Raw genomic sequence first — 21,051 nt, forward strand, 5'->3', positions numbered from 1 at the left:
TTCTTCCAGTGGCGGCTGGCTGCCATTGATCTGCACCATGAACCTGACCAACGCCACCGGCCTGGTTCGCGACCTGCTGGAGCTCGACATCGATCAGTTCAACGCACTGGTTGCCCAAGCGCCCATCGGTGCCGAAGGCGTGAGCATGTTGCCGTTCTTCAACGGCGAGCGGGTGCCCGCCCTGCCCCATGCCAGCGGCAGCCTGTCGGGCCTGACCATGAGCAACCTGACCCGGGCCAACCTGTGCCGCGCGGTCGTCGAAGGCACGACATTCGGTTTGCGTTACGGACTGGACCTGCTGCGCCACAATGGCTTACAAAGCCGCAGCATCCGGCTGATCGGTGGTGGTTCGAAAAGCGCGGTGTGGCGGCAGATCGTCGCCGATACCATGAATACCCCCGTGATCTGCACTGAACAAAGCGAGGCCGCGGCCCTGGGTGCGGCGATCCAGGCGGCCTGGAGCGTATCCCGGGCGACAGGGAACGAGCTCAGCCTGGCGGACTTGTGCGAGCGCTGCGTGAAGCTCGACCCGGCCAGCGAAACCCTGCCGGTCGCCGACAATGTACAAGCCTGCCAGCAGGCTTATGAACGCTATCAACAACATGTCGCAACCCTTTGAAGAGTGAACAACTATGTACCTGGTGTGTGGCGAAGCGCTGTTCGATTTTTTCAGTGAAGACGACGCCGGCGGTCTGGCGTCCAAAGTGAATTTCAAAGCCATTGCCGGTGGCTCGCCGTTCAACGTGGCCGTGGGATTGCGCCGGTTGGGCGTGGATTCGGCGTTGTTGGCCGGTTTGTCCACCGACTACCTGGGCCGGCGCCTGTTGCAGGTGCTGCAGGATGAAGGCGTGCGTCAGGACTTCCTGCTGGATTTCGCCGCGCCGACCACCCTGGCGATGGTCGCTGTGGGCGCCAATGGCTCGCCGCAATACAGCTTCCGTGGCGAAGGCTGCGCCGATCGGCAGTTGAAACCGGAGCACCTGCCGGCACTCGGGCCTGAAGTGCGCGGCCTGCATATCGGATCGTTTTCCCTGGTGGTGCAGCCGATTGCCGACACCCTGTTGGCATTGGTGCACCGGGAAAGCGGCAAACGCCTGATCAGCCTCGACCCGAACGTGCGCCTGAACCCGGAACCGGACATTGAACGGTGGCGTAAACGGATCGCAACCCTGGTGGAATTGGCCGACCTGATCAAGGTCAGCGACGAGGACCTGCATCTGTTGTACCCAGGGCAGGACCCGGCGCAAGTGATCGAGGGCTGGATGCGGCATCGCTGCCAGCTGGTGTTCCTGACCCGGGGCGGCGAAGGCGCGACCGTATTCAGCCGGGCTCACGGCTCGTGGTCGGCTCCGGCCTGCGCGGTAAAAATCGCCGACACCGTGGGCGCAGGCGATACCTTTCAAGCGGCGTTGATTGCCTGGTTGACCGAGCTGCAACTGGATTCGGTGGAGGGAGTAAAGCAACTTGGCCGCGAGCAGATTGACGGCATGCTGAAGTTCGCGGTGCAGGCGGCGGCGTTGACGTGCAGCAAGACCGGTCCGGATTTGCCTTATCGGGAGCAGTTGGATTTGCGCTGAATTCGAGGGCCTCTTCGCGAGCAGGCTCGCTCCCACGGGGTTGCGGGGCGTTCATGACATTTGTGTCGACGCTTGGGCAATGTGCGAGCGAGCCTGCTCGCGATGGTCTTAACTGATACACAGGATCGCGCCTTCGCGACAGGCGGCGTTCAGCCGGGTTAACCCTCGTTTAACCGTGCGATCCAACACTTCACTGGACCGCACGCCCTCAGACTGCTCTGACGCCCGGTGCGGCAGGTTCGACAGGCCACACATCGAACTGACTTCCCGTACGCACTGGAGATCGCTGATGAACGCTCGCATCTTGCTGGTTACCGCCACCCTCGCCTGCACCGCGTTTGCCGGTCTGGCCCAGGCCAATGACACCACGACCGCTCAGGCCGTGCCCTACCACTACGGCATGCCATTGCATGTCAGCAAAGTGATTTCACTGACCGAGCCGGACACCCTGGATTGCAAAGTGGTGAAGGCCGACATGAAGTACATCGATGAAACGGGGAAACCCGCAGAAATCACCTACCGTAAACTTTCCGACGCCTGCGAGAACCAAGGCTGACCGAAACGTCTGATTTGATACTTGGCGGTGTTCCTTTGAGGGCGGCGGCGCTATGCTCTAGCGCCTCCCTCACTGCCCGCAAGGATTGGCCATGCAGTTTTCGTTTCGCACGTTGTCGATGTTTACCGCCGCCTTATGCCTTTTGCTGAGCCTGGTCTGGGGGTTGGCACCGCAATGGCTACTGTCGATCTGGGGTATCGAGTTTTCATTCGTGGCCGGATTGGTCGCGCGCCGCACCGCCGTGCTGTTCGCAGCGTTTAGCGTGATCTCTTACCTGGTTCGCAACGCCCCCCCTTGCGCAACCCGCCATGCGCTGAGCCTCGGCTTCGTCGTCGGCTGCTGGGGATTGGCCGTGCTGGGTTTTGCCGAATGGCTCGCCGGCCATGTCGGGCCGGGCATGTTGCTGGCTGTCGGGCTTGAACTGGCGCTGGGCCTGGCGTTCTTCCAGACCCGGCGCGTGTCGGTGGAACTCGAAATTGCAAGTTAAAGCGCTTTGCCCAGCATCGAGTGTGGCTCGACTTCTACATGAAGCTGCCTGGAACGCAGTTGGGCAATCAACTCGTTTATTTCCCGACAACCATTGAGTCCGGAGGCATCGATGCCGGTGACCATCAGATCGAGCTGATCGGTTTGCCCGTCGGCATAGATCTTCACGGTCATCGACAGATCCGGTGACAACGTGCATTCGCAGCGCTTGGGCAAAAAGCTGCTTTCGATGATATTGCGTAGTTCCAAGGCAGAAAGAAACATGGCGACCCTCTCCTTTTGTGAGACTGCCAATAACGATCAATGCTCGCTCATATAAAAGCGTGGCAAGCTTCAAGGACAGCTACAGCATAAAACATGCCCCGAATTTCGCTGCGCAGCTCATCGGCAAATCAAGGGTTTAGGCCTGTCATCTGTAAAAGCTGCCGTGCAGTTTGCATTATACGCCCCTCACATCTCTGCAATTTGCACGTTGGACGCCGCGGGTTTGCATTCGCCGCACATGACAGTGAAAATGCCGCCCTTCACTTCAAGCAAGGAGGCATCATGAGTTCTTTGACCGTTAACGCTTGCGCAGCGCTGTTCGCACTGGGGCTTGCCAATACGGCGCACGCCGCCAAACTCGAAGACACCGCGCCCTATCCGAAAGCCGAGAGCGGTTTTACCCGCCAGGTGATTCACCTCGCGCCACAGCCCCGGGAAGACGACTTCCAGGTCGAGATCCTGGCCGGTAAAACCATGACCGTGGACTGCAATCACCCGCGTCTGGGCGGCATTCTCGAAGAGAAAAACCTCGAGGGTTGGGGCTACCCCTTCTATCGCCTGGAAAAAGTCATTGGCCCGATGAGTACGCTGATGGCCTGCCCGGACGGCACGAGCAAACAGGATTTTGTGCCGGTGGTCGGTGACGGCTTCCTGCTGCGTTACAACAGCAAGCTGCCGCTCGTGCTGTACGTGCCCAAGGACATCGAAGTGCGCTACCGAATCTGGTCGGCGTCGAACAAGGTCGAGAAGGCCATTCGGGAATAACCCGGCCGGCCTGCACCAGGGTCATGCCGGCGCGCCGCTCAACGCGGCGCGCTCGGCCACATGCCCCAGGCTGTCAAAGTTGATGTTGGCACCGGAGTCGATGGCAACCAGGGTCTGCCCGCGGGCCCCGCTGCGTGCCACGTACCGCTTGATTCCGGCCACGGCCAGCGCACCGGAAGGTTCGGTGATCGAGCGGGTATCGTCGTAGATATTCTTGATGGCGGCGCAAAGCTCGTCATTGCTGACCGTCACCACCTCATCAACGCAAAACCGGCAGACCTCAAAACCGTGAGCGCCGATCTGCGCCACCGCCACCCCATCGGCAAAGGTGCCGACCTTGGGCAGGATGACTCGCTCACCGGCCAGCAACGCGGCTTGCAGGCACGCTGAATGCTCCGATTCGACGCCAACGATACGCACCTGCGGCCGCAGGTATTTGATGTAAGCGGCGATGCCGGCGATTAGCCCACCACCACCCACTGGCACGAAGATCGCATCCAGCGGACCTTGATGTTGACGCAGGATTTCCATGGCCACCGTGCCTTGGCCCGCGATTACATCCGGATCGTCAAAGGGCGAAACAAAGGTGCGGCCGCTTTCCTCGGCCAACGCCAACGCATGGGCCAGTGCAAACGGAAAACTCTCGCCATGCAATATCGCATCGGCGCCCCGGCTACGAACCCCGATCACCTTCAATTGCGGCGTCGTGCAAGGCATTACGATGCTGGCGCCGATCCCCAACTCCCGCGCCGCCAGCGCCACACCTTGCGCATGATTGCCGGCAGAAGCCGTGACCACGCCGCACGCCTTCTGCGTGTCACTCAGTTGCACCAGCTTGTTGTAGGCGCCGCGGATCTTGAAGGAAAAGGTCGGTTGCAGGTCTTCGCGCTTGAGCAGGACCTGGTTACCCAGTGCCTCGGACAAGGCCGGGGCCGCTTGCAACGGCGTGCGCACCGCCAGTTCATACACCGGCGCGGCAAGGATTTTTTTTACGTAGCGTTCAAGCAGGGCTTGCTGGTCGGTTGTAAAACTCATGGTCGTCTCCTGACATTGATCGGGGCCCGGGAGACAGAAAGTAAAAACCCGCCTCGAGGGCGGGTTGGGTGCTGCAGTCGTGAGCTAGCCCGCCAAATGAGGAATGGCGGTAATAATGCTTGGCTGGCAGCGCAATACGGTGGAAGTCATGGCTCGAAATTAGCCGGGCGTTGATGGCAAGTCAATGGCAAATTTGTGCAGATCCCTCTAGGCTGCCGATTCCAGTCATTGCCCAAGGAAGGAACACATGAATACCATTGCCCTGCCCCTTATCGCCCTGATCACCTTTGCCGGCTATACCCTTTCGGTGATGCTCCAGGCCGAACAATCGCTGATCGACTTCGGCATCAGCCTGATGTCACGTCCGGATACTGCGCAGGTGGTGATCGATCTGTACTTGCTGGCGACGCTGGCGGGTATCTGGATGTACCGGGATGCACGCAAACGCGGGCTGTCGACGCTTTCGGTGGTGCCCTATCTATTGATCACCGCTGTGTTTGTGTCGGTTGGGCCGTTGTTGTATCTGGTGGTACGCGGAGTTCAGGATCGCCGAAAATTGCCTGCCACGACTCGACAGATGTAGAAGCTTTGAAATTGCTTTCGCGAGCAAGCCCGCTCCCACACGGGTCTTGCGCCCACTGAAATCCCCTGTGGGAGCGGGCTTGCTCGCGAAGGGGCCGTCAGATTCGACATCATGATTGCCTGACTCACCACCATCACTTCGCCAACCGCTTAAGCCCCACCACCATCGCCCCCGCCCCGATCATCATCGTCGACAGCAGCAAAGGGTAGGAAACCCACCACGGCGTTCCGGCCGTCATCATGCTGAACTCGGACATGCCGCCGATGCTCGCAATCAGGTTCAGCGGCAAAAACACCACGTTGATCAACGTCAGCTTGCGCAGCAGGTGGTTCATGCTGTTGTTCATCAGGTTGCCCCGGGCGTCGATGAGGCCGGAGAACACCGTTGAATAGATTTCCGCCTGCTTGTAACACTGGTTGTTTTCGATGATCAGGTCATCGATCAGGCTGATGGCCTCGGCGTTGAAGCCCTGCTTTTGCGCATGATTGCGTAGTCGGTTCAGCACAGCGCCATTGCTGTGAATCGCATTGATGTAATAGATCAGGCTTTCGCTGAGGTTGAACATCTGGATCAGATGCTGGTTCTGCATCGAGGCGTTGAATTTCTGCTGCAATTCCCGGGCGATCAGCTTGATCACCTTCAAGTGCCCCAGATAGTGGTGGATGTTGTTGAACAGCAGATCGAGCAGGACATCCAGTGGCGTGTCGAGCGCCTGGCGCTTGCCGAGCCCGTTGAGCGGTGCGTCATCGGTGGCGATCACCAGCAAGCGCCCCGGAGAAAACAGCAGGCCACAGGACGACACCTGGAACCCCAGGTTGTCGGCGCCAGAGTAACTGTCCGGACGCTTCCAGATCAGGAACAGGTTGTCGGGATGGAATTCGATGCGCGACACCTCGTCAGGGTCCAGCGCCGAGGCCAAGGCGTGTTCGTCGAGTTTGAAATGACTGTGCAGCAGGTCGCGCTCGGCCGCATCGGGGTGACTGAACAGCATCACCTCGGCGTCCAGTCGCTCGACGGCCTGCAGCGTTCCACCGCTCAACTGAAAACGCTTGATCATCGCGGCTTCACCAGGCCTGGCCGCGACGTTTAAGCTCCAGGCGCCGAACGAACTCCTCCAGCACCAGCTTGTACAGATCGTCCTGCAGGTAGGCGTCTTCGATGCCGGCGTCCATGTTCGGGTTGTCGTTGACCTCGATCACCACCACTTTGTCGCCGGACTGTTTGAGGTCGACCCCGTAGAGGCCGTCGCCGATCAGATTGGCGGTTTTGACGGCCAGTTCCACCACCGCCCGCGGCGCTTCGTGAACCGCCAGGGTGCGGCATTCACCATTGATGTCCTGGCCCTTGGCCTTGTGGTTGTAGATTTGCCAGTGGCCCTTGGACATGAAGTACTGGCAGGCAAAGATCGGTTTGCGGTTGAGCACGCCAATGCGCCAGTCGTACTCGGTGTAGAAGAACTCCTGGGCCAGCAGCAGCACCGAGTGTTCGAACAGTTCGGCGGTGGCTTCGAGCAACGCCTGCTGGCTCTCGACCTTGATCACACCCCGGGAGAAACAACCGTCGGGGATCTTCAACACCAGCGGGAAGCCCAGTCGTTCGCCAACCCGTTCAAAGTCTTCCGGTCGCTCCTTGTAGAGGATTTCAGTGGCGGGCATGCCCAGTTGATGACTCTTGAGCAGGTCGGTCAGATACACCTTGTTGGTGCAGCGCAGGATCGACGTTGGGTCGTCCATCACCACCAGCCCTTCGCTCTCGGCTTTCTTGGCGAAGCGAAAAGTATGGTTGTCGACGCTGGTGGTCTCGCGGATCAACAAACCGTCGTATTCGGCAATCCGTGCATAGTCCTTGCGCTCGATCAGTTCGACGTCGATGCCCAGGGTCCTGCCGACCCGGACGAAGTTGTCCAGCGCCCTGGCATTCGACGGTGGCAGGGCTTCCTCGGGATCGTGCAGGATCGCCAGGTCGTAGCGGGCCAGCCGTCGTGAGCGCGGCAGGCGCCAGATCTTGCGACTGAAACTGTCGAGGGAGTGGGCAAATTGATCTTCCTGATCCTCCCGCAACTTGTGCAACGCACCCGACTTGATGCCTTCGATATGCCAGCCGTTAGTTCGGCGAAACTCAACTAACAAGATCGGACAGGCAAACACTTCAAATAATTGCCTGGCCAAATCCTGCAAAGATTCGATATTGGTCTTGCCGAAATACAACGTCAGGGTAAACCCTTCGGTGTCACTGTAGGCATGATGACTGAGGGCTTTTTCCAGGGTTTTATCCAGGTCGTCCAGCGCCAGGCCATAAAGGGATTTTCGGGCCAGTTCGCTGATGGTTCGCACCGACGGAATAACCTTGTGCCCACGGGCTTCAGCCAGCAGCGAGCAGTAGTAACCGTGCCCCAGGTACTTGTAACTGCGGCACAGGTTGATGACCTGCACACGGCTGCTCTGCTCATTGTCGCGGGTTTGTTCCAGATATTCCTGGGCCGTGACGATGTCCTCGCTGGGAAAATAGGAGGCCCAGTCTTCCTTGCGTTCGACGATGATAATCAACTGGCTGGAAGTTTTACTGGAATCCTTTAAATAAGTTGCCGAAGTTATTGCCGTCGGCAAAGTTTGCTCGGATACTTCGCGCCAATGACCTTGTACCGCTGACATAGTGATTGATCCGTTGGAGAACAAGACCTTTCCTATTAAGCACGAACTTTTTCGAAAGTCCCGTTTCGTTACGCAACTTTTACGGCGGTCATTATGAATACAGTTTTTCGTTTAGCTGTAATAGAGGACTTACCCGCACTGCTGCAACTTGAAGAGCAATGCTTTACCACCGACCGGCTCAACAGTCGCAGCTTTCAATGGATGATCAGTCGCGCCAACGGGCAACTGCTCGTGGCCCAGCGCGGCGAGCATCTGCTGGGTTACGCCCTGGTGCTCTTCCATCGGGGTACGTCGCTGGCGCGTCTCTATTCGATCGCCATCGCGGCCCAGGCGCGGGGCAATGGCCTGGGCAAGCAACTGCTCGATCGCACCGAAGCCATTGCCCTGGAACACGATTGCGCCTATTTGCGTCTGGAGGTGCGTCTCGACAATCCGGCGGCGATTGCCCTGTATGAACGTAACGGGTACCGACGCTTTGCCCTGATCCACGACTACTATCAGGACCACGCCGATGCGTTGCGCCTGGAAAAACGCATCCTCCAGCACCGCGAATCACGCAACATTCAAGTGCCCTACTACCCGCAGACCACCGATTTCACCTGCGGTCCGGCCTGCCTGCTCATGGCCATGGGCGCGTTGCAGCCGGGGCGTTTGCTGGAGCGGCGTGAAGAACTGCAAATCTGGCGCGAGGCAACCACCGTGTTCATGACCTCCGGCCACGGGGGTTGCAGCCCGCAAGGTCTGGCATTGGCGGCCTGGCGCCGCGAGTTTCGGGTGCGCCTGCAACTGAGCAAGGCCGGGCCATTGTTCCTTGACGGGGTGCGCGACGAGCATAAAAAAGACGTAATGCGCCTGGTGCACGAAGAGTTCACCGCGCAGCTGCTTGCCAGTGACGTCGTGTGCGAGATCGGCGGGCCACTGGATCTTGCACAACTGCTGGAGCATGGCGGGCAACCGTTGGTGCTGATCAGCAGCTATCGCCTGACCCGCTCCAAATCGCCGCACTGGGTGATCGTGACCGATTGCGATGAAGAATTTGTCTATCTGCACGATCCCGATGTGGACCACAGCCAGCATCGCCAGGCCATGGACTGCCAGCACCTGCCGGTCAGCCATGGGGAGTTCGAGAAGATGTGCAGCTTTGGCCGGGACAAGTTGAGGGCGGCTGTGATTGTGTATGGACAGAAGTAGTCGCTATTTCTGTGCTGGTTCTCACACCGCCTTCGCGCTCCCACACTTGAAATGCATTCCCCTGTGGGAGCGGGCTTGCTCGCGAAGGCGGCGTTTGGGCCTCACTTCAATCCGACTTTATACAACGCACCATCCTCTTCATCGGTCAACACATACAAATACCCATCCGGCCCCTGCCGCACATCGCGAATGCGCTTTCTCAACGCCCCGAGCAAGCGCTCCTCGTGCACCACCTTGTCGCCAACGAACTCGAGACGGATCAGCTCCTGGCTGACCAACGCACCGATGAACACGTTGCCTTGCCAGGCCTTGAACCGATCGGCATCGTAGAACGCCATGCCGCTCAGGCCCGGGGACTTTTGCCAGACATGGTTCGGGGCAACGGTACCTTCAACGGTTTCCCCCCTGGCTTCGGGAATCGGTTTACCGGAGTAGTTGATGCCATGGGTCGCCAGTGGCCAGCCGTAATTCCTGCCACGCTCGATGATGTTGATTTCATCGCCGCCCAGAGGGCCATGTTCGTTCTCCCACAGTGTGCCGTTCCACGGGTTGAGCGCCGCGCCTTGCGGGTTACGCTGGCCGTAGGACCAGATTTCCGGGCGCACGTTGGCCTGGCCGACAAAGGGGTTGTCCTTGGGCACCGTGCCGTCCGGGTAGACTCGCACCACCTTGCCTTGCAACTTGTCGAGATCCTGGGCGGTCACGCGGTCGTTGTTTTCTCCCAGCGTCACGAACAGATAGCCGTCGCGATCGAACACCATTCGCGAACCAAAATGGTTGCCTTCCGAGAGTTTGGGTTCCTGGCGCAGGATCACCTGAAAATCCTTGAGCGCCGTCAGATCGTCGGAGAGCCGGCCGCGCCCCACCGCAGTACCGGCCTTGTTATCCTCTCCACCCCCTTCGGCATAGGACAGATAGACCATCCGGTCCTGTTTGAAATCGGGTGACAACGCAACGTCGAGCAAGCCGCCCTGGGCCTTGGCCCAGACCGTTGGCACGCCATTGAGCGGTGCCGACAGCTTGCCGTCGGCGGTGACCAGCCGCAGGTTGCCGGGACGCTCGGTGACCAGCATGCTTTTACCATCCGGCAGGAATGCCAGTGCCCAGGGGTGCTCCAGCCCCGTCACGACTGTGGTCACCTCGAGTGTGCCTTCTTCGCTTTTCATGGTCTGGGTGGGCGCGGCAAGCACAGGGACAGTGGCGGTGATCAATACGCTGGCACAGAGGATTGCCAATGGGTTTTTGCGCAACATGCAGACTCCTCTTCTGATGACCATGAGGTCTGAAAAAATAGTGGCCACCCGTCATGTCGGCCACTCAACGGTTGCCGGTGCCGGCGTCCCGTGGCGCAGGATTGGGAATGAATGTCGGCGGGCTGGCGGGAGCGCTCCGCTCGGGATAGCGATTTCCGATGCCGCCGTTGTCCAGTGTCGGCGGGCGCGGGACCGGCACGGTATTGGGCCCGCGAATGGCCGGGGCACTGGGTCGGGTGCCTTGCATGCTGTTGGGGTTGGCCCGGTTGATCGGGCTGCTGTAAGGATTGTTGTTGGTGCTGCCCGGCAGGTTCTGGGCCACGCGCAACGAAGCAGAGGTGTCGGCCTCGACCTGTGGGGCCAGCATGGCACTCAAGGCCAGCGCAACGACGCCAGACAGGTATCGGTTCATGGGAGGGCCTCGCTACGTCACGTGGATAAGGACTTCGATATCACGCTACGCCCGGGGTTCGTATTTGTTAACAAAAACCTCCCCGGCAAGATGTAACACGACGTTGATCCGGTTCAAGGAACGGCCACGCAGACCACGGAAACTTTTGCTCAAGGCCGCAGGTCACCTGAACATCACTCGCGAGTAGACGACCATGGCACGGGCAATCTGGAAAGGCGCAATCAGCTTCGGACTTGTGCATATCCCCGTGGCGCTGGTCTCGGCAACGTCCTCCCAAGGCGTCGATTTCGACTGGCTCGACAGCCGCAGCATGGACCCGGTGGGCTATAAGCGCGTCAACAAGGTCACGGGCAAGGAAGTCACCAAGGAGCACATCGTCAAGGGCGTGCAATACGAAAAGGGTCGGTACGTGGTGCTCAGTGAGGAGGAGATCCGCAGCGCGCACCCGCTGTCGACCCAGACCATCGATATTTTTTCCTTTGTCGACGGCGAGCAGATTCCCTTGCAGAACATCGACACGCCTTACTATCTGGCGCCCGACAAGCGCGGCGGCAAAGTCTATGCACTGCTGCGCGAAACCCTGAGCAAAACCGGCAAGGTCGCCCTCGCCCATGTGGTACTGCATACCCGCCAGCACCTGGCCGCGCTGATGCCGCTGGAGTCTGCGCTGGTGCTGGTGATGCTGCGCTGGCCGGCGGAAGTCCGAAGCCTCGATGAGTTGGCGCTGGGCAGCGAAGTGACCCGGCCGGAACTGGCCAAGGGCGAACTGGACATGGCCAGGCGCCTGGTGGAGGACATGAGCGCCCAGTGGACGCCGCAAGACTATCGGGATGGTTTCGAGGACAAGATCATGGCCCTGGTGGACAAGAAGGCCCATGAAGGCAAGATCGAAGACGTCGAGACAGCCTCGGGTGAAGAGCTACGGAAAACGGCGGATGTCATTGACCTGACCGAGCTGCTCAAGCGTAGCCTGGGCAGCAAGGGTACCGGGAAGGCAACGGCCAGGCCGAAGGCGAGCAGCAAACCGGCGGCGAAGAAGAAAGCCACGAAGTGATTGGCTGGATGTCCCGGCTTCACCCACTGAACGCCGCCCGGACATACCCCTCAGATCAGAATGATGACCACCAGCAAGCCGGCGAAGATCGACCACTTCTCGAGGTAGTAAAGCTTGCGGTTGCGCTTTTTCAGTTGTTTGCCGTGCAGGCGAACCTTGTAGATCTTGCCGAACAGGCGGTTGAGGCCGCCGGTCCTGTCGCCCGCCTCGTTGGGCGCACCCGCCGCCGACATGACATGCCGACTGAACCAGCGATTGAATGCCGCTGCCCACCTGTATTTCATCGGCCGCTCGACGTCGCAGAACAAAATGATGCGGTTCTGCTGCGTGGTGTTTTCCGCGTAATGAATGTAGGTCTCATCGAACATCACCGCTTCGCCATCGCGCCAATGGTAGTCCTGGCCATCGACATTGATGTAGCAACCCTCGGCGTTGGGGGTTTCCAGACCCAGGTGATAACGGTACGAACCGGCATACGGGTCGCGGTGGCGCACCAGTCTGGATCCCGGTGGCAACTCGGCGAACATTGCCGCCTTGATCGAACCAATGCCCTGCACCAGCTCGGTGGTGCGCGGGCAGAGCTTCATGGCCGATGGATGGCTGTCGCCGTACCACTTGAGATAGAAGCGCTTCCAGCCGGTCTTGAAAAACGAGTTGAAACCGACGTCATCGAATTGGTTCGAACGCTTGATCTCGCCGGCCCTGAGCAAATTCTGGCCTTCGGCACGAATTTCTTCCCAGTGCGCCTGCAGCGGACTCAGGTCGGGGAAGTCGGCCGGATCGAGATAGGGTTTGTTGGGGATTTTCGAAAACAGATAAAGAAAGCAATTGATCGGCGCCAGAAACGTCGAGTGATCACTCAACTGGCGGCCCAGCTTATGGCGTACTTGGCCACGCAGATGAACATACGCAATAGAGACAACGTAGATAACGGCAATGATCAGTTTCACGGAAATCGTCACACGTCAGAAGAAAACAAACTGCGCCCTGTACCGGCGTGCCGGTCCCCAGGTCTTGTGCAGCGGCTGAAAACGAAACAGCGGCCCTGTAGCGCCATCGAGCTGCTCCGACGATCGGCGCTCAGCCGACGGATGGCATTTTAGCCACAGTTTGTAACCAATAGTTAACCTGTAACTGTGAAAATCTGTCTACAAAATCCGCCGAAACGTCACTGCGGCCTCAACGCCCTATCGTTTAAAGAGCCAGACCAGTACAATCGCCGCCAAACTTTACGCGCCCCCAGGTTGAAAGCGGGAAATCCCCCTTTCAGCGCACGTCGACTCGGGCCAGGCGCGCCACATGCTGCTGTCCACTTAATGCCAGATGGAACTTCCACTGCCGACCGGGATGAATGTCCCGCAGTCCGGACAGTGGAAACGGGTACTGAACCGGTACTGCCGCAACCCTAGCTACTCTGAATGCTTCGCAGGAAAAACCTTTGATTTCTACAGCTAACATCACGATGCAGTTCGGCGCCAAGCCGCTCTTCGAAAACGTTTCGGTCAAGTTCAACGGTGGCAACCGTTATGGCCTGATCGGCGCCAACGGTTGCGGCAAGTCGACCTTCATGAAGATCCTCGGCGGCGACCTCGAGCCGTCCGGCGGCCAGGTCATGCTGGAGCCGAACGTGCGCCTGGGTAAATTGCGCCAGGACCAGTTTGCCTACGAAGAATTCACCGTGATCGACACCGTGATCATGGGTCACGAAGAGCTGTGGAAGGTCAAGGCCGAGCGCGACCGCATCTATTCGCTGCCGGAAATGAGCGAAGAAGACGGCATGGCCGTGGCCGAGCTGGAAACCGAATTCGCCGAAATGGACGGCTACACCGCCGAATCCCGCGCCGGTGAACTGCTGCTGGGCCTGGGTATTCCCCTGGAACAGCATTTTGGTCCGATGTCCGAAGTGGCTCCGGGCTGGAAGCTGCGCGTATTGCTGGCCCAGGCGCTGTTCTCCGATCCGGAAGTGCTGTTGCTCGACGAACCGACCAACCACCTGGACATCAACACCATTCGCTGGCTGGAATCGATTCTCACCGTGCGTAACAGCACCATGATCATCATTTCCCACGACCGTCACTTCCTCAACAGCGTCTGCACCCACATGGCCGACCTGGACTATGGCGAGCTGCGCCTGTTCCCGGGCAACTACGACGAGTACATGACCGCGGCGACCCAGTCCCGCGAGCAACTGCTGTCGGACAACGCCAAGAAGAAAGCGCAGATCGCCGAACTGCAAACGTTCGTCAGCCGCTTCTCGGCCAACGCCTCGAAAGCCAAGCAGGCCACTTCCCGCGCCAAGCAGATCGACAAGATCCAACTGGCCGAAGTCAAGCCATCGAGCCGCGTGAGCCCGTTCATCCGCTTCGAACAGACCAAGAAACTGCACCGCCAGGCCGTGACCATCGAGCAGATGTCCAAGGGCTTCGACGGCAAGACCCTGTTCAAGAACTTCAGCTTCACCGTCGAAGCCGGCGAGCGCGTGGCGATCATCGGCCCGAACGGTATCGGCAAGACCACCCTGCTGCGTACCTTGATGGGCGAGCTGACCCCGGACGCCGGTTCCGTAAAATGGACCGAAAGCGCGGAACTGGGCTACTACGCCCAGGACCACGCCCATGACTTCGAAGACGACGTCAGCCTGTTCGACTGGATGGGCCAGTGGACCCAGGGCGAGCAGATCATTCGCGGCACTCTGGGTCGCATGCTGTTCTCCAACGACGAGATCCTCAAGTCGGTCAAGGTCATTTCCGGTGGTGAGCAAGGCCGCATGCTGTTCGGCAAGCTGATCCTGCAAAAGCCGAACGTTCTGGTGATGGACGAACCGACCAACCACCTGGACATGGAATCCATCGAGGCGCTGAACCTGGCGCTGGAAAACTACCCGGGCACGCTGATCTTCGTCAGCCACGACCGTGAGTTCGTATCGTCCCTGGCCACCCGCATCATCGAGTTGAGCCCGAACGGCGTGACCGACTTCAGCGGCACCTATGATGATTACCTGCGCAGCCAGGGTGTGGTGTTCTAAGGGCAGCTATTGGTTTCAAGCTACAAGCGGCAAGTTAAAAGCCCTGTCCATGTGACGGGGCTTTTTGTTTTTGAAGGTCAAAAGATCGCAGCCTGCGGCAGCTCCTACAGTTGTCGGTGTGCACCCTGTAGGAGCTGCCGAAGGCTGCGATCTTTTAATCGTTAGCCTGCTTCCTTTTATCCCACCGCCGCGCCATGATGCAGTTCTCCCACCGCCGCCCGCGAACGAGCCCTCATGTCTGTGCAGCAAGTGCCCCCGCAAAGCTCAATGGCGATCACCCTGCAGATCGTCTCCATCGTGTTCTACACCTTTATTGCCTTCCTCTGCATCGGTTTGCCGATTGCGGTATTGCCGGGTTATGTCCACGAGCAACTGGGGTTCAGCGCCATCGTGGCCGGGCTGACCATCGGTTCGCAATACCTCGCCACCCTGCTCAGCCGCCCCATGGCCGGGCGCATGTCGGACAGCGTTGGCACCAAGTGGGCGATCATCTATGGCTTGTCCGGGATTGTGCTCAGTGGCCTGCTGACGCTGCTGTCGACCCTGTTGCAAGGTTTTCCGTTGCTCAGCCTGCTGATCCTGATCGCCGGGCGCTTGTTGCTGGGCATTGCCCAAGGCTTGATCGGCGTCGGCACCATCAGTTGGTGCATGGGCCAGGTGGGCGCCGAGCACACCGCGCGGTCGATTTCCTGGAATGGCATCGCCTCCTATGGTGCGATTGCCATTGGGGCGCCGCTGGGCGTGGTCATGGTGCAACAACTCGGTTTCGCCAGCCTGGGCATCGCCCTGTCGCTGCTGGCCCTGGCTGCACTGTTGCTGATTCGCAACAAGCCATCGGTGCCAGTGGTACGCGGTGAACGCCTGCCGTTTTGGGCGGTGTTCGGACGCATTGCGCCGTTTGGCGCGAGCCTGAGCCTGGCTTCCATCGGCTACGGCACCCTGACGACCTTTATCACCTTGTATTACGTCAACCGCGGCTGGACCGGTGCCGCCTATTGCCTGACCGTGTTCGGGGTCTGTTTCATTCTGTCGCGGCTGCTGTTCATTTCCGCCATCAACCGGTTCGGCGGGTTTACCTCCGCCATTGCCTGCATGTGCATCGAGACGGTGGGTCTGGTGCTGCTGTGGCTGGCCCCGTCGACCGGGTATGCGTTGATTGGCGCCGGCCTGTCCGGCTTCGGTCTGTCACTGGTGTACCCGGCGCTGGGCGTCGAGGCCATCAAACAGGTGCCCAATTCCAGCCGGGGCGCAGGCTTGAGTGCCTATGCGGTGTTTTTCGACCTGGCGCTGGCGATTGCCGGCCCGTTGATGGGCGCGATTGCATTGAACCTGGGGTATTCGTGGATATTCTTCAGTGCGGCGTTGTTGTCGGTGAGCGGTCTGGGACTGACCCTGCTATTGAAACACCGCGCCATGGCTTGAACCTCTGTAGGAGCTGCCGCAGGCTGCGATCTTTTGACTTCAAGATCAAAAGATCGCAGCCTGCGGCAGCTCCTACAATGAAATCTATTGATCGGCGGTCTGCATCCCCGCCCGGGTCGCCCGGCCCAGGGTGCGCGAGAAGAAGCTCCCGGCTTCAGAGATCAGATTGCGGTGAATGTCTTGCCGATCGACGCCATCGGCATCGGTACACAGCGCGGGCATGATCGCGAACTGCTCGTCATTGCACGGCGCCATGAAGACGAAGTGCCCTGCTCCCGCCAGTAACTTGAAGTCAGGCGCCGTCGGCAACTTGCGCGCCAGTGCTGCGGCGTTCTTGTCGACCGCCACCAGTTTGTCGCCATCGCCGCTGTAAAGCAGCACCGGCACGTGCACATCGGCCAGGGTGTGGCGACCGAACTTCAGGCTCAGCGGCGCCATCAGCATCAAGGCGTGCACCCGTGGGTCCGCCACCGGCTGCAGGTCGTCGCGGTCGACAATCAATTCACCCTGAGTGTTGCAGGCATCGCGGTCGTCCGGACGTTCCTGGCAATAACGGCGCAGGCGATCCAGGTCCGGCGTGGCACCGGACAGAATCAATGCGGTCTCGCCACCGGCCGAATAACCAATGACGCCGACCTGATCGGCATTGACGAAGGGGGACAGCATGCGGTCGCCCAGGGTGGCCGTGATGGCTTCGGAAATCTGGATCGGTCGACCGTACAGGTTACTCAAAGTACCGAGGCGGCTGTGGTCCCGGGAGTTGTCACCGGGGTGGATCACCGCCACCACGACGAAACCCTTGCGTGCCAGCGAGGTGGCGAGGTCGTGCAACGCCAGGGGGGTTCCGGTGTTGCCGTGGGACAGCATCAGCATCGGGAACCGGCCAATGGCGACCTTGGTGTCCTCCCCGGCTTCGACGGTATAACCCTCGAGTTTGCTGGTGTGCTCCCATTCACTGGAAGGATAGAAGGCGATGGCGCGCATCGGCTGCAGGTCCAGTGGATCGAGAAACGTCATCTCATGGAAGCCGACGCTCCAGTGCGGATGTGGTGCAGGCGCGGCGTGCACTGTATTCAAGCTGCTGAGCAGGCAAATCAGTAAAGTTGCACAAAGACGCACCATGGGATGCCCCACCTTGTTACCGGACTTGAGACGTACACCCTGGACTGCATAAGTCGGGCCACATCCTGAAATGACCAGAAACAAAAAACTCCGTAGCTGGTACTTGCGTAACCAGAATACAGAGTTTTTTGGGCTTTACCTGAACGGTTGCTAACTTTTACGCAAGCCTTACGCAGCGGCGAACAACTGCTCGCTGATTTGCGCGTGAGCAGCGCTCATGGCTTTGCTGCGTACGTCGTCACCGTAAGCCAGGCCTTCGGCGCGAACGATTTCGATGTCGGTGATACCGATGAAACCGAACAGCAGCTTCAGATATTCTTCGTGGGCAACACCGGTTGCCTGACCGGCGTGCATGCCGCCGGAAGTCGAAACGATCACCACTTTCTTGCCGCCGCACAGGCCTTCAGGGCCGGCTTCGGTGTAGCGGAAGGTCTGGCCGGCGACGGCAATGCGATCGATCCAGGCCTTCAACTGAGTCGGGATGGTGAAGTTGTACATCGGTGCAGCGATCACTACGGCATCGGCAGCCAGGAATTCGGCCAGGGTCGAGGCGCTCAGTTCGGCTTCGTGCTCTTGTGCGGCGTTGCGCAGTTCAGCGGTGGTGCCGGCGGCGACCAGGGTAGTGGAAGAGAAATGGCTGATGGCGTCAGCGGCCAGGTCGCGGTAGGTCACTACGGCGGTCGGCTCGGCAGCTTGCCAGGCCTTGACGACTTCACCGCTCAACTGACGGGAAGCCGAGTTGTCGCCCAGGATGCTCGAATCGATATGCAGCAATTTCATGTGGGATCTCCAAGTGAGGATCGCCCACAAGGGCGATCTAATGGGACTAATCCTACAGACGAAACCAATAGCTGATTAGTCGGCAACAATGCGATAGTTCGTCTCACAGATAGAACAATCGGATTCACATCATGCAAGACCTCAACGACCTGTATTACTTCGCCAAAGTCGTGGAAGCCGGGGGATTCGCGGCAGCCGGACGTGTGCTGGGCATTCCCAAGTCCCGACTGTCGCGGCGCATTGCCGAACTGGAAGAACGCCTGGGTGCACGCTTGCTGCAACGCACCACCCGACAGCTGAAACTGACCGCCGTGGGTGAACGCTACCTCAGGCACTGCCAGGCGATGCTGCTGGAAGCGGAAATGGCCGACGAGGCCGTGGCCAGCATGTCCAGTGAACCCCGCGGGCGTTTGCGGGTGTCCTGCCCGGTCGGGTTGGCCCACGAAATATTACCGGGGGTGATCAGCGACTTTCTCGAACGCTTTCCGCAAGTCCAGCTTGAAGTCATGCTGCTCAACCGCCGGGTTGACCTGGTGAACGAAGGCATTGACGTTGCCCTGCGTGTGCGGGAACTGGGCGACGAAGACCCGCTGCTGGTCACCCGCCGCCTGCGTCAGGCGCAGATGCTGATGGTCGCCAGCCCCGGTTTCCTCGCGGGGCGTGAGATCAATCACCCCGAAGATCTGAAAAGCCTGCCGGTGCTCGGCGCACTGGAAGCCGACCGCATGGTGCATATCCGCATGCTCGATCAAAAGGGCAAGAGTTGTGAACTCGCGCTCGAGGCCCGGCTGGGCATCGATGACTTTATCGTGCGCAAGGCCAGCACCCTTTCCGGCCTGGGCTTTACGATGCTGCCCATGATGTATTGCGAACAGGAGCTGGAAAACGGCTCACTGGTGCAGTTGTTGCCCGAGTGGTCGCTGCCCGGTGGCTGGCTGCAGGCGGTCTATCCTCATCGACGCGGGGTGATGCCGGCGGTCCGCGCCTGGATTGACCACCTGGTCGAATCCTTCAATGCCTGTGGGGAACGATTGTTATGAAAGCTGGACGGATGAGCGAAGAGGACGTCGCGCAGTTCTGCCTCGCCCTGCCCGGTGCTCGGGAAGATTACAAATGGGGAGGTGTGCGGGTGTTTTCGATTGCCGGGAACAAGATGTTCGCCTTGCAGGGCCTGAGGGGTGACTCCCTGGCATTCAAGGTAGACAAGGATCTGTTTCTCGGTCACTGCGACCGTCCGGGCATTCACCCGGCGCCGTATCTGGCCCGGGCCCAGTGGATCATCATGCAAACGCCCTACCCGCTCGGCAGCGAAGAACTGCAGGGCTTGCTGCAGCGCTCCCACCAATTGGTGGTGAGCAGACTGCCCAAGCGCACTCAAGTCGGACTGTTGCTGTAGGGCATTGGCTATCAGGTCAAGGCGAACAGATGTGCGCCGAGAAACAGGTGATCGATCCAGAACACCTGGTGCAAAAGCACGATGATCCAGAACACCAACTGGTACGAGACTTTGCGGGTTTTGTGGCGAAACGCCTGCTGGGCCAGCAACGCTCCGGGCCAACCACCGGCGAGCTCCAGCGCATGCAAGACGTTTTCCGGCGTACGCCATTGCTCGGCGCGCGCCTTGCGCTTGTCGCTCCAGTACAGGAAAAACGTCACGACGCTGACGATGCCGTAGGCCGCAAGGGGAATCAGCGACTCCCCGTGCAGCCATGACGACAGCGAACCCGACAGCGGCAAGGCGCACAGGACTGCAAACAACAGCCACTTCAGCCGTGAATGGCGGATCTGTCCCCCGGACGGGCGTCCGGGGTTGTTGCGCGAGCGCGAGTCACTCACGGCTTGGCCGCGCTCCAGTCGACCCAGCCGAACTGCCAGGTCGCCAGGATGATCAGGCCGAACACAATGCGATACCACGCAAACGCCGCATAGCTATGGTTGGCGATGAACTTGAGCAAACCGCGGACCGCAATCATCGCAAAAATGAACGCGGTGACGAAGCCGATGGCGAACACCGGGAAATCCGCCGGGACAAACAACTGACGGTACTTGTAGCCCGAGTACACCGCCGCGCCGACCATGGTGGGCATCGCCAGGAAGAACGAGAACTCGGTAGCGGTCTTGCGCGACAGGCCGAACAGCAAACCACCGATGATGGTCGAGCCCGAACGCGAAGTGCCCGGAATCATCGCCAGGCATTGGGCGAAGCCGACTTTCAAGGCATCTTTCCAGGTGATGTCATCCACGGATTCGGCGTGTACTTCATGCTGGCGGCGCTCGGCCCACAACATGATGATTCCGCCCACGACCAGCGCGGTTGCCACTGTGATCGGATTGAACAGGTAATGGTGGATCAGGTCGGCGAAGATCACGCCCAACACCACCGCCGGCAAGAACGCGATCAACAGGTTTGCGGTAAACCGCCGGGCACCCGGCTGGGTTGGCAGACCGATGACCACGTCAAGGATCTTGCGTCGAAACTCCCACACCACCGCCAGGATGGCACCCAGCTGAATGATGATGTTGAACGCCATCGCCCGCTCGCCCCCGAAGCCGAGCAAGTCGGCCACGATAATCTGGTGGCCGGTACTGGAAATGGGCAGGAACTCGGTCAGCCCTTCTACAACCCCAAGAATCAATGCCTGAAAGGCGGTCCAAAGATCCATCAATCCCCCAAAAGGCAATGCGCGCCGGCATGCCCCATTAATATTTTCTCAAATGCTTTGATTGCGCTCAGCGTAGCTGAGGCCCCGCGCATCAAGGATCACCACAGAACCGTTAAAATCCTGTGAAAAAAAACCACCTTGAATCAGCTTTACCCGTGCGGGGGCGAAATCCTATCAGACAAGTCCGATCGGCGGTTACAATCCGCCCCCTC

The 21,051-nt window shown here is 59.6% G+C and carries 22 protein-coding genes and 1 pseudogene; 12 read left to right on the top strand and 11 right to left on the bottom strand.

What is annotated here, in order from left to right; translation table 11 throughout:
- The 4 genes from PMI26_RS28320 to PMI26_RS28305 form a co-directional block, all read left to right on the top strand.
- Positions 1 to 619 (top strand): FGGY-family carbohydrate kinase (locus tag PMI26_RS28320; RefSeq protein WP_007970014.1); only part of this gene is annotated, 619 nt, incomplete at its 5' end.
- Positions 620 to 632: 13 nt separating this feature from the next.
- Positions 633 to 1,577, top strand: a complete 945-nt coding sequence (locus PMI26_RS28315) for a carbohydrate kinase family protein (protein WP_007970015.1) — start codon at positions 633 to 635, stop codon at positions 1,575 to 1,577.
- Positions 1,578 to 1,866: 289 nt separating this feature from the next.
- Positions 1,867 to 2,133: a DUF2790 domain-containing protein gene (locus PMI26_RS28310; protein ID WP_007970017.1), complete on the top strand. Its 267-nt coding sequence runs from the start codon at positions 1,867 to 1,869 to the stop codon at positions 2,131 to 2,133.
- Between the two features lie 91 nt (positions 2,134 to 2,224).
- Positions 2,225 to 2,620, top strand: coding sequence for a hypothetical protein (locus PMI26_RS28305; RefSeq protein ID WP_007970019.1), 396 nt, complete (start codon positions 2,225 to 2,227; stop codon positions 2,618 to 2,620).
- Here PMI26_RS28305 and PMI26_RS28300 read toward each other — a convergent pair.
- On the bottom strand, positions 2,617 to 2,883 hold the full coding sequence (locus PMI26_RS28300; RefSeq protein WP_007970021.1) for a DUF1652 domain-containing protein: 267 nt from the start codon (positions 2,881 to 2,883) through the stop codon (positions 2,617 to 2,619). The two genes, PMI26_RS28305 and PMI26_RS28300, sit on opposite strands and share 4 nt — an antisense overlap.
- Before the next feature lie 282 nt (positions 2,884 to 3,165).
- Between PMI26_RS28300 and eco the strand changes: the two genes are divergently transcribed.
- Positions 3,166 to 3,648, top strand: coding sequence for a serine protease inhibitor ecotin (gene eco / locus PMI26_RS28295; protein ID WP_007970022.1), 483 nt, complete (start codon positions 3,166 to 3,168; stop codon positions 3,646 to 3,648).
- 39 nt (positions 3,649 to 3,687) lie between these two features.
- On the opposite strand, the pseudogene ilvA reads toward eco, so the two are convergent.
- Positions 3,688 to 4,683, bottom strand: a pseudogene (gene ilvA / locus PMI26_RS28290) (threonine ammonia-lyase, biosynthetic); the annotation flags it as partial.
- 247 nt (positions 4,684 to 4,930) lie between these two features.
- Between ilvA and PMI26_RS28285 the strand changes: the two are divergent.
- Positions 4,931 to 5,266 (top strand): DUF2834 domain-containing protein, encoded by a 336-nt coding sequence (locus PMI26_RS28285; RefSeq protein ID WP_007970026.1) that lies wholly within the window; start codon positions 4,931 to 4,933, stop codon positions 5,264 to 5,266.
- A gap of 133 nt (positions 5,267 to 5,399) precedes the next feature.
- Here PMI26_RS28285 and PMI26_RS28280 read toward each other — a convergent pair whose 3' ends face one another.
- Both PMI26_RS28280 and PMI26_RS28275 read right to left on the bottom strand, forming a co-directional pair.
- Positions 5,400 to 6,323: a magnesium transporter CorA family protein gene (locus tag PMI26_RS28280; protein ID WP_007970029.1), complete on the bottom strand. Its 924-nt coding sequence runs from the start codon at positions 6,321 to 6,323 to the stop codon at positions 5,400 to 5,402.
- A 7-nt stretch (positions 6,324 to 6,330) separates the two neighbouring features.
- Complete coding sequence (locus tag PMI26_RS28275) at positions 6,331 to 7,917, bottom strand: RimK family protein (protein ID WP_007970030.1); 1,587 nt, start codon at positions 7,915 to 7,917, stop codon at positions 6,331 to 6,333.
- A 93-nt stretch (positions 7,918 to 8,010) separates the two neighbouring features.
- On the opposite strand from PMI26_RS28275, the gene PMI26_RS28270 reads away from it, so the two are divergent.
- Positions 8,011 to 9,108, top strand: coding sequence for a GNAT family N-acetyltransferase/peptidase C39 family protein (locus tag PMI26_RS28270; RefSeq protein ID WP_007970031.1), 1,098 nt, complete (start codon positions 8,011 to 8,013; stop codon positions 9,106 to 9,108).
- Between the two features lie 101 nt (positions 9,109 to 9,209).
- Here the strand turns inward: PMI26_RS28270 and PMI26_RS28265 are convergent, their stop codons facing one another.
- Both PMI26_RS28265 and PMI26_RS28260 read right to left on the bottom strand, forming a co-directional pair.
- Positions 9,210 to 10,361 (bottom strand): PQQ-dependent sugar dehydrogenase, encoded by a 1,152-nt coding sequence (locus PMI26_RS28265; protein ID WP_007970032.1) that lies wholly within the window; start codon positions 10,359 to 10,361, stop codon positions 9,210 to 9,212.
- Positions 10,362 to 10,425: 64 nt separating this feature from the next.
- Positions 10,426 to 10,773, bottom strand: a complete 348-nt coding sequence (locus tag PMI26_RS28260; protein ID WP_007970033.1) for a hypothetical protein — start codon at positions 10,771 to 10,773, stop codon at positions 10,426 to 10,428.
- 193 nt (positions 10,774 to 10,966) lie between these two features.
- Between PMI26_RS28260 and ku the strand changes: the two genes are divergently transcribed.
- Positions 10,967 to 11,827 (top strand): non-homologous end joining protein Ku, encoded by an 861-nt coding sequence (gene ku, locus PMI26_RS28255; RefSeq protein ID WP_007970034.1) that lies wholly within the window; start codon positions 10,967 to 10,969, stop codon positions 11,825 to 11,827.
- Between the two features lie 50 nt (positions 11,828 to 11,877).
- On the opposite strand, the gene lpxO is transcribed toward ku, so the two are convergent.
- On the bottom strand, positions 11,878 to 12,777 hold the full coding sequence (gene lpxO, locus PMI26_RS28250; RefSeq protein ID WP_007970035.1) for a lipid A hydroxylase LpxO: 900 nt from the start codon (positions 12,775 to 12,777) through the stop codon (positions 11,878 to 11,880).
- A 488-nt stretch (positions 12,778 to 13,265) separates the two neighbouring features.
- On the opposite strand from lpxO, the gene PMI26_RS28245 reads away from it, so the two are divergent.
- Positions 13,266 to 14,852, top strand: coding sequence for an ABC-F family ATPase (locus tag PMI26_RS28245; RefSeq protein ID WP_033044478.1), 1,587 nt, complete (start codon positions 13,266 to 13,268; stop codon positions 14,850 to 14,852).
- A 234-nt stretch (positions 14,853 to 15,086) separates the two neighbouring features.
- Positions 15,087 to 16,274, top strand: a complete 1,188-nt coding sequence (locus tag PMI26_RS28240; RefSeq protein ID WP_007970039.1) for an MFS transporter — start codon at positions 15,087 to 15,089, stop codon at positions 16,272 to 16,274.
- An 84-nt stretch (positions 16,275 to 16,358) separates the two neighbouring features.
- Here the strand turns inward: PMI26_RS28240 and PMI26_RS28235 are convergent, their stop codons facing one another.
- On the bottom strand, positions 16,359 to 17,396 hold the full coding sequence (locus tag PMI26_RS28235) for an alpha/beta hydrolase family protein (RefSeq protein ID WP_007970041.1): 1,038 nt from the start codon (positions 17,394 to 17,396) through the stop codon (positions 16,359 to 16,361).
- A 168-nt stretch (positions 17,397 to 17,564) separates the two neighbouring features.
- Complete coding sequence (locus PMI26_RS28230; protein WP_007970043.1) at positions 17,565 to 18,176, bottom strand: FMN-dependent NADH-azoreductase; 612 nt, start codon at positions 18,174 to 18,176, stop codon at positions 17,565 to 17,567.
- Positions 18,177 to 18,307: 131 nt separating this feature from the next.
- Between PMI26_RS28230 and PMI26_RS28225 the strand changes: the two genes are divergently transcribed.
- Both PMI26_RS28225 and PMI26_RS28220 read left to right on the top strand, forming a co-directional pair.
- Positions 18,308 to 19,216, top strand: a complete 909-nt coding sequence (locus PMI26_RS28225) for a LysR substrate-binding domain-containing protein (protein WP_007970046.1) — start codon at positions 18,308 to 18,310, stop codon at positions 19,214 to 19,216.
- On the top strand, positions 19,213 to 19,572 hold the full coding sequence (locus PMI26_RS28220) for an MmcQ/YjbR family DNA-binding protein (RefSeq protein ID WP_007970048.1): 360 nt from the start codon (positions 19,213 to 19,215) through the stop codon (positions 19,570 to 19,572). Before PMI26_RS28225 ends, PMI26_RS28220 begins: the two co-directional genes overlap by 4 nt.
- 11 nt (positions 19,573 to 19,583) lie before the next feature.
- Here PMI26_RS28220 and PMI26_RS28215 read toward each other — a convergent pair whose 3' ends face one another.
- Both PMI26_RS28215 and PMI26_RS28210 read right to left on the bottom strand, forming a co-directional pair.
- A complete protein-coding gene (locus PMI26_RS28215; RefSeq protein ID WP_007970050.1) occupies positions 19,584 to 20,012 on the bottom strand; it encodes a DUF1294 domain-containing protein in 429 nt (142 codons plus the stop codon).
- Positions 20,009 to 20,839 carry an undecaprenyl-diphosphate phosphatase gene (locus PMI26_RS28210; RefSeq protein WP_007970051.1) on the bottom strand — a complete coding sequence of 277 codons (831 nt, stop codon included), beginning with the start codon at positions 20,837 to 20,839 and terminating at the stop codon, positions 20,009 to 20,011. The genes PMI26_RS28215 and PMI26_RS28210 overlap by 4 nt, the downstream gene beginning before the upstream one ends.
- Between the last annotated feature and the right edge of the window lie 212 nt (positions 20,840 to 21,051).

Origin of the sequence: Pseudomonas sp. GM33, from assembly GCF_000282295.1 — a bacterium.
GTDB classification, from domain to species: domain Bacteria; phylum Pseudomonadota; class Gammaproteobacteria; order Pseudomonadales; family Pseudomonadaceae; genus Aquipseudomonas; species Aquipseudomonas laurylsulfatiphila.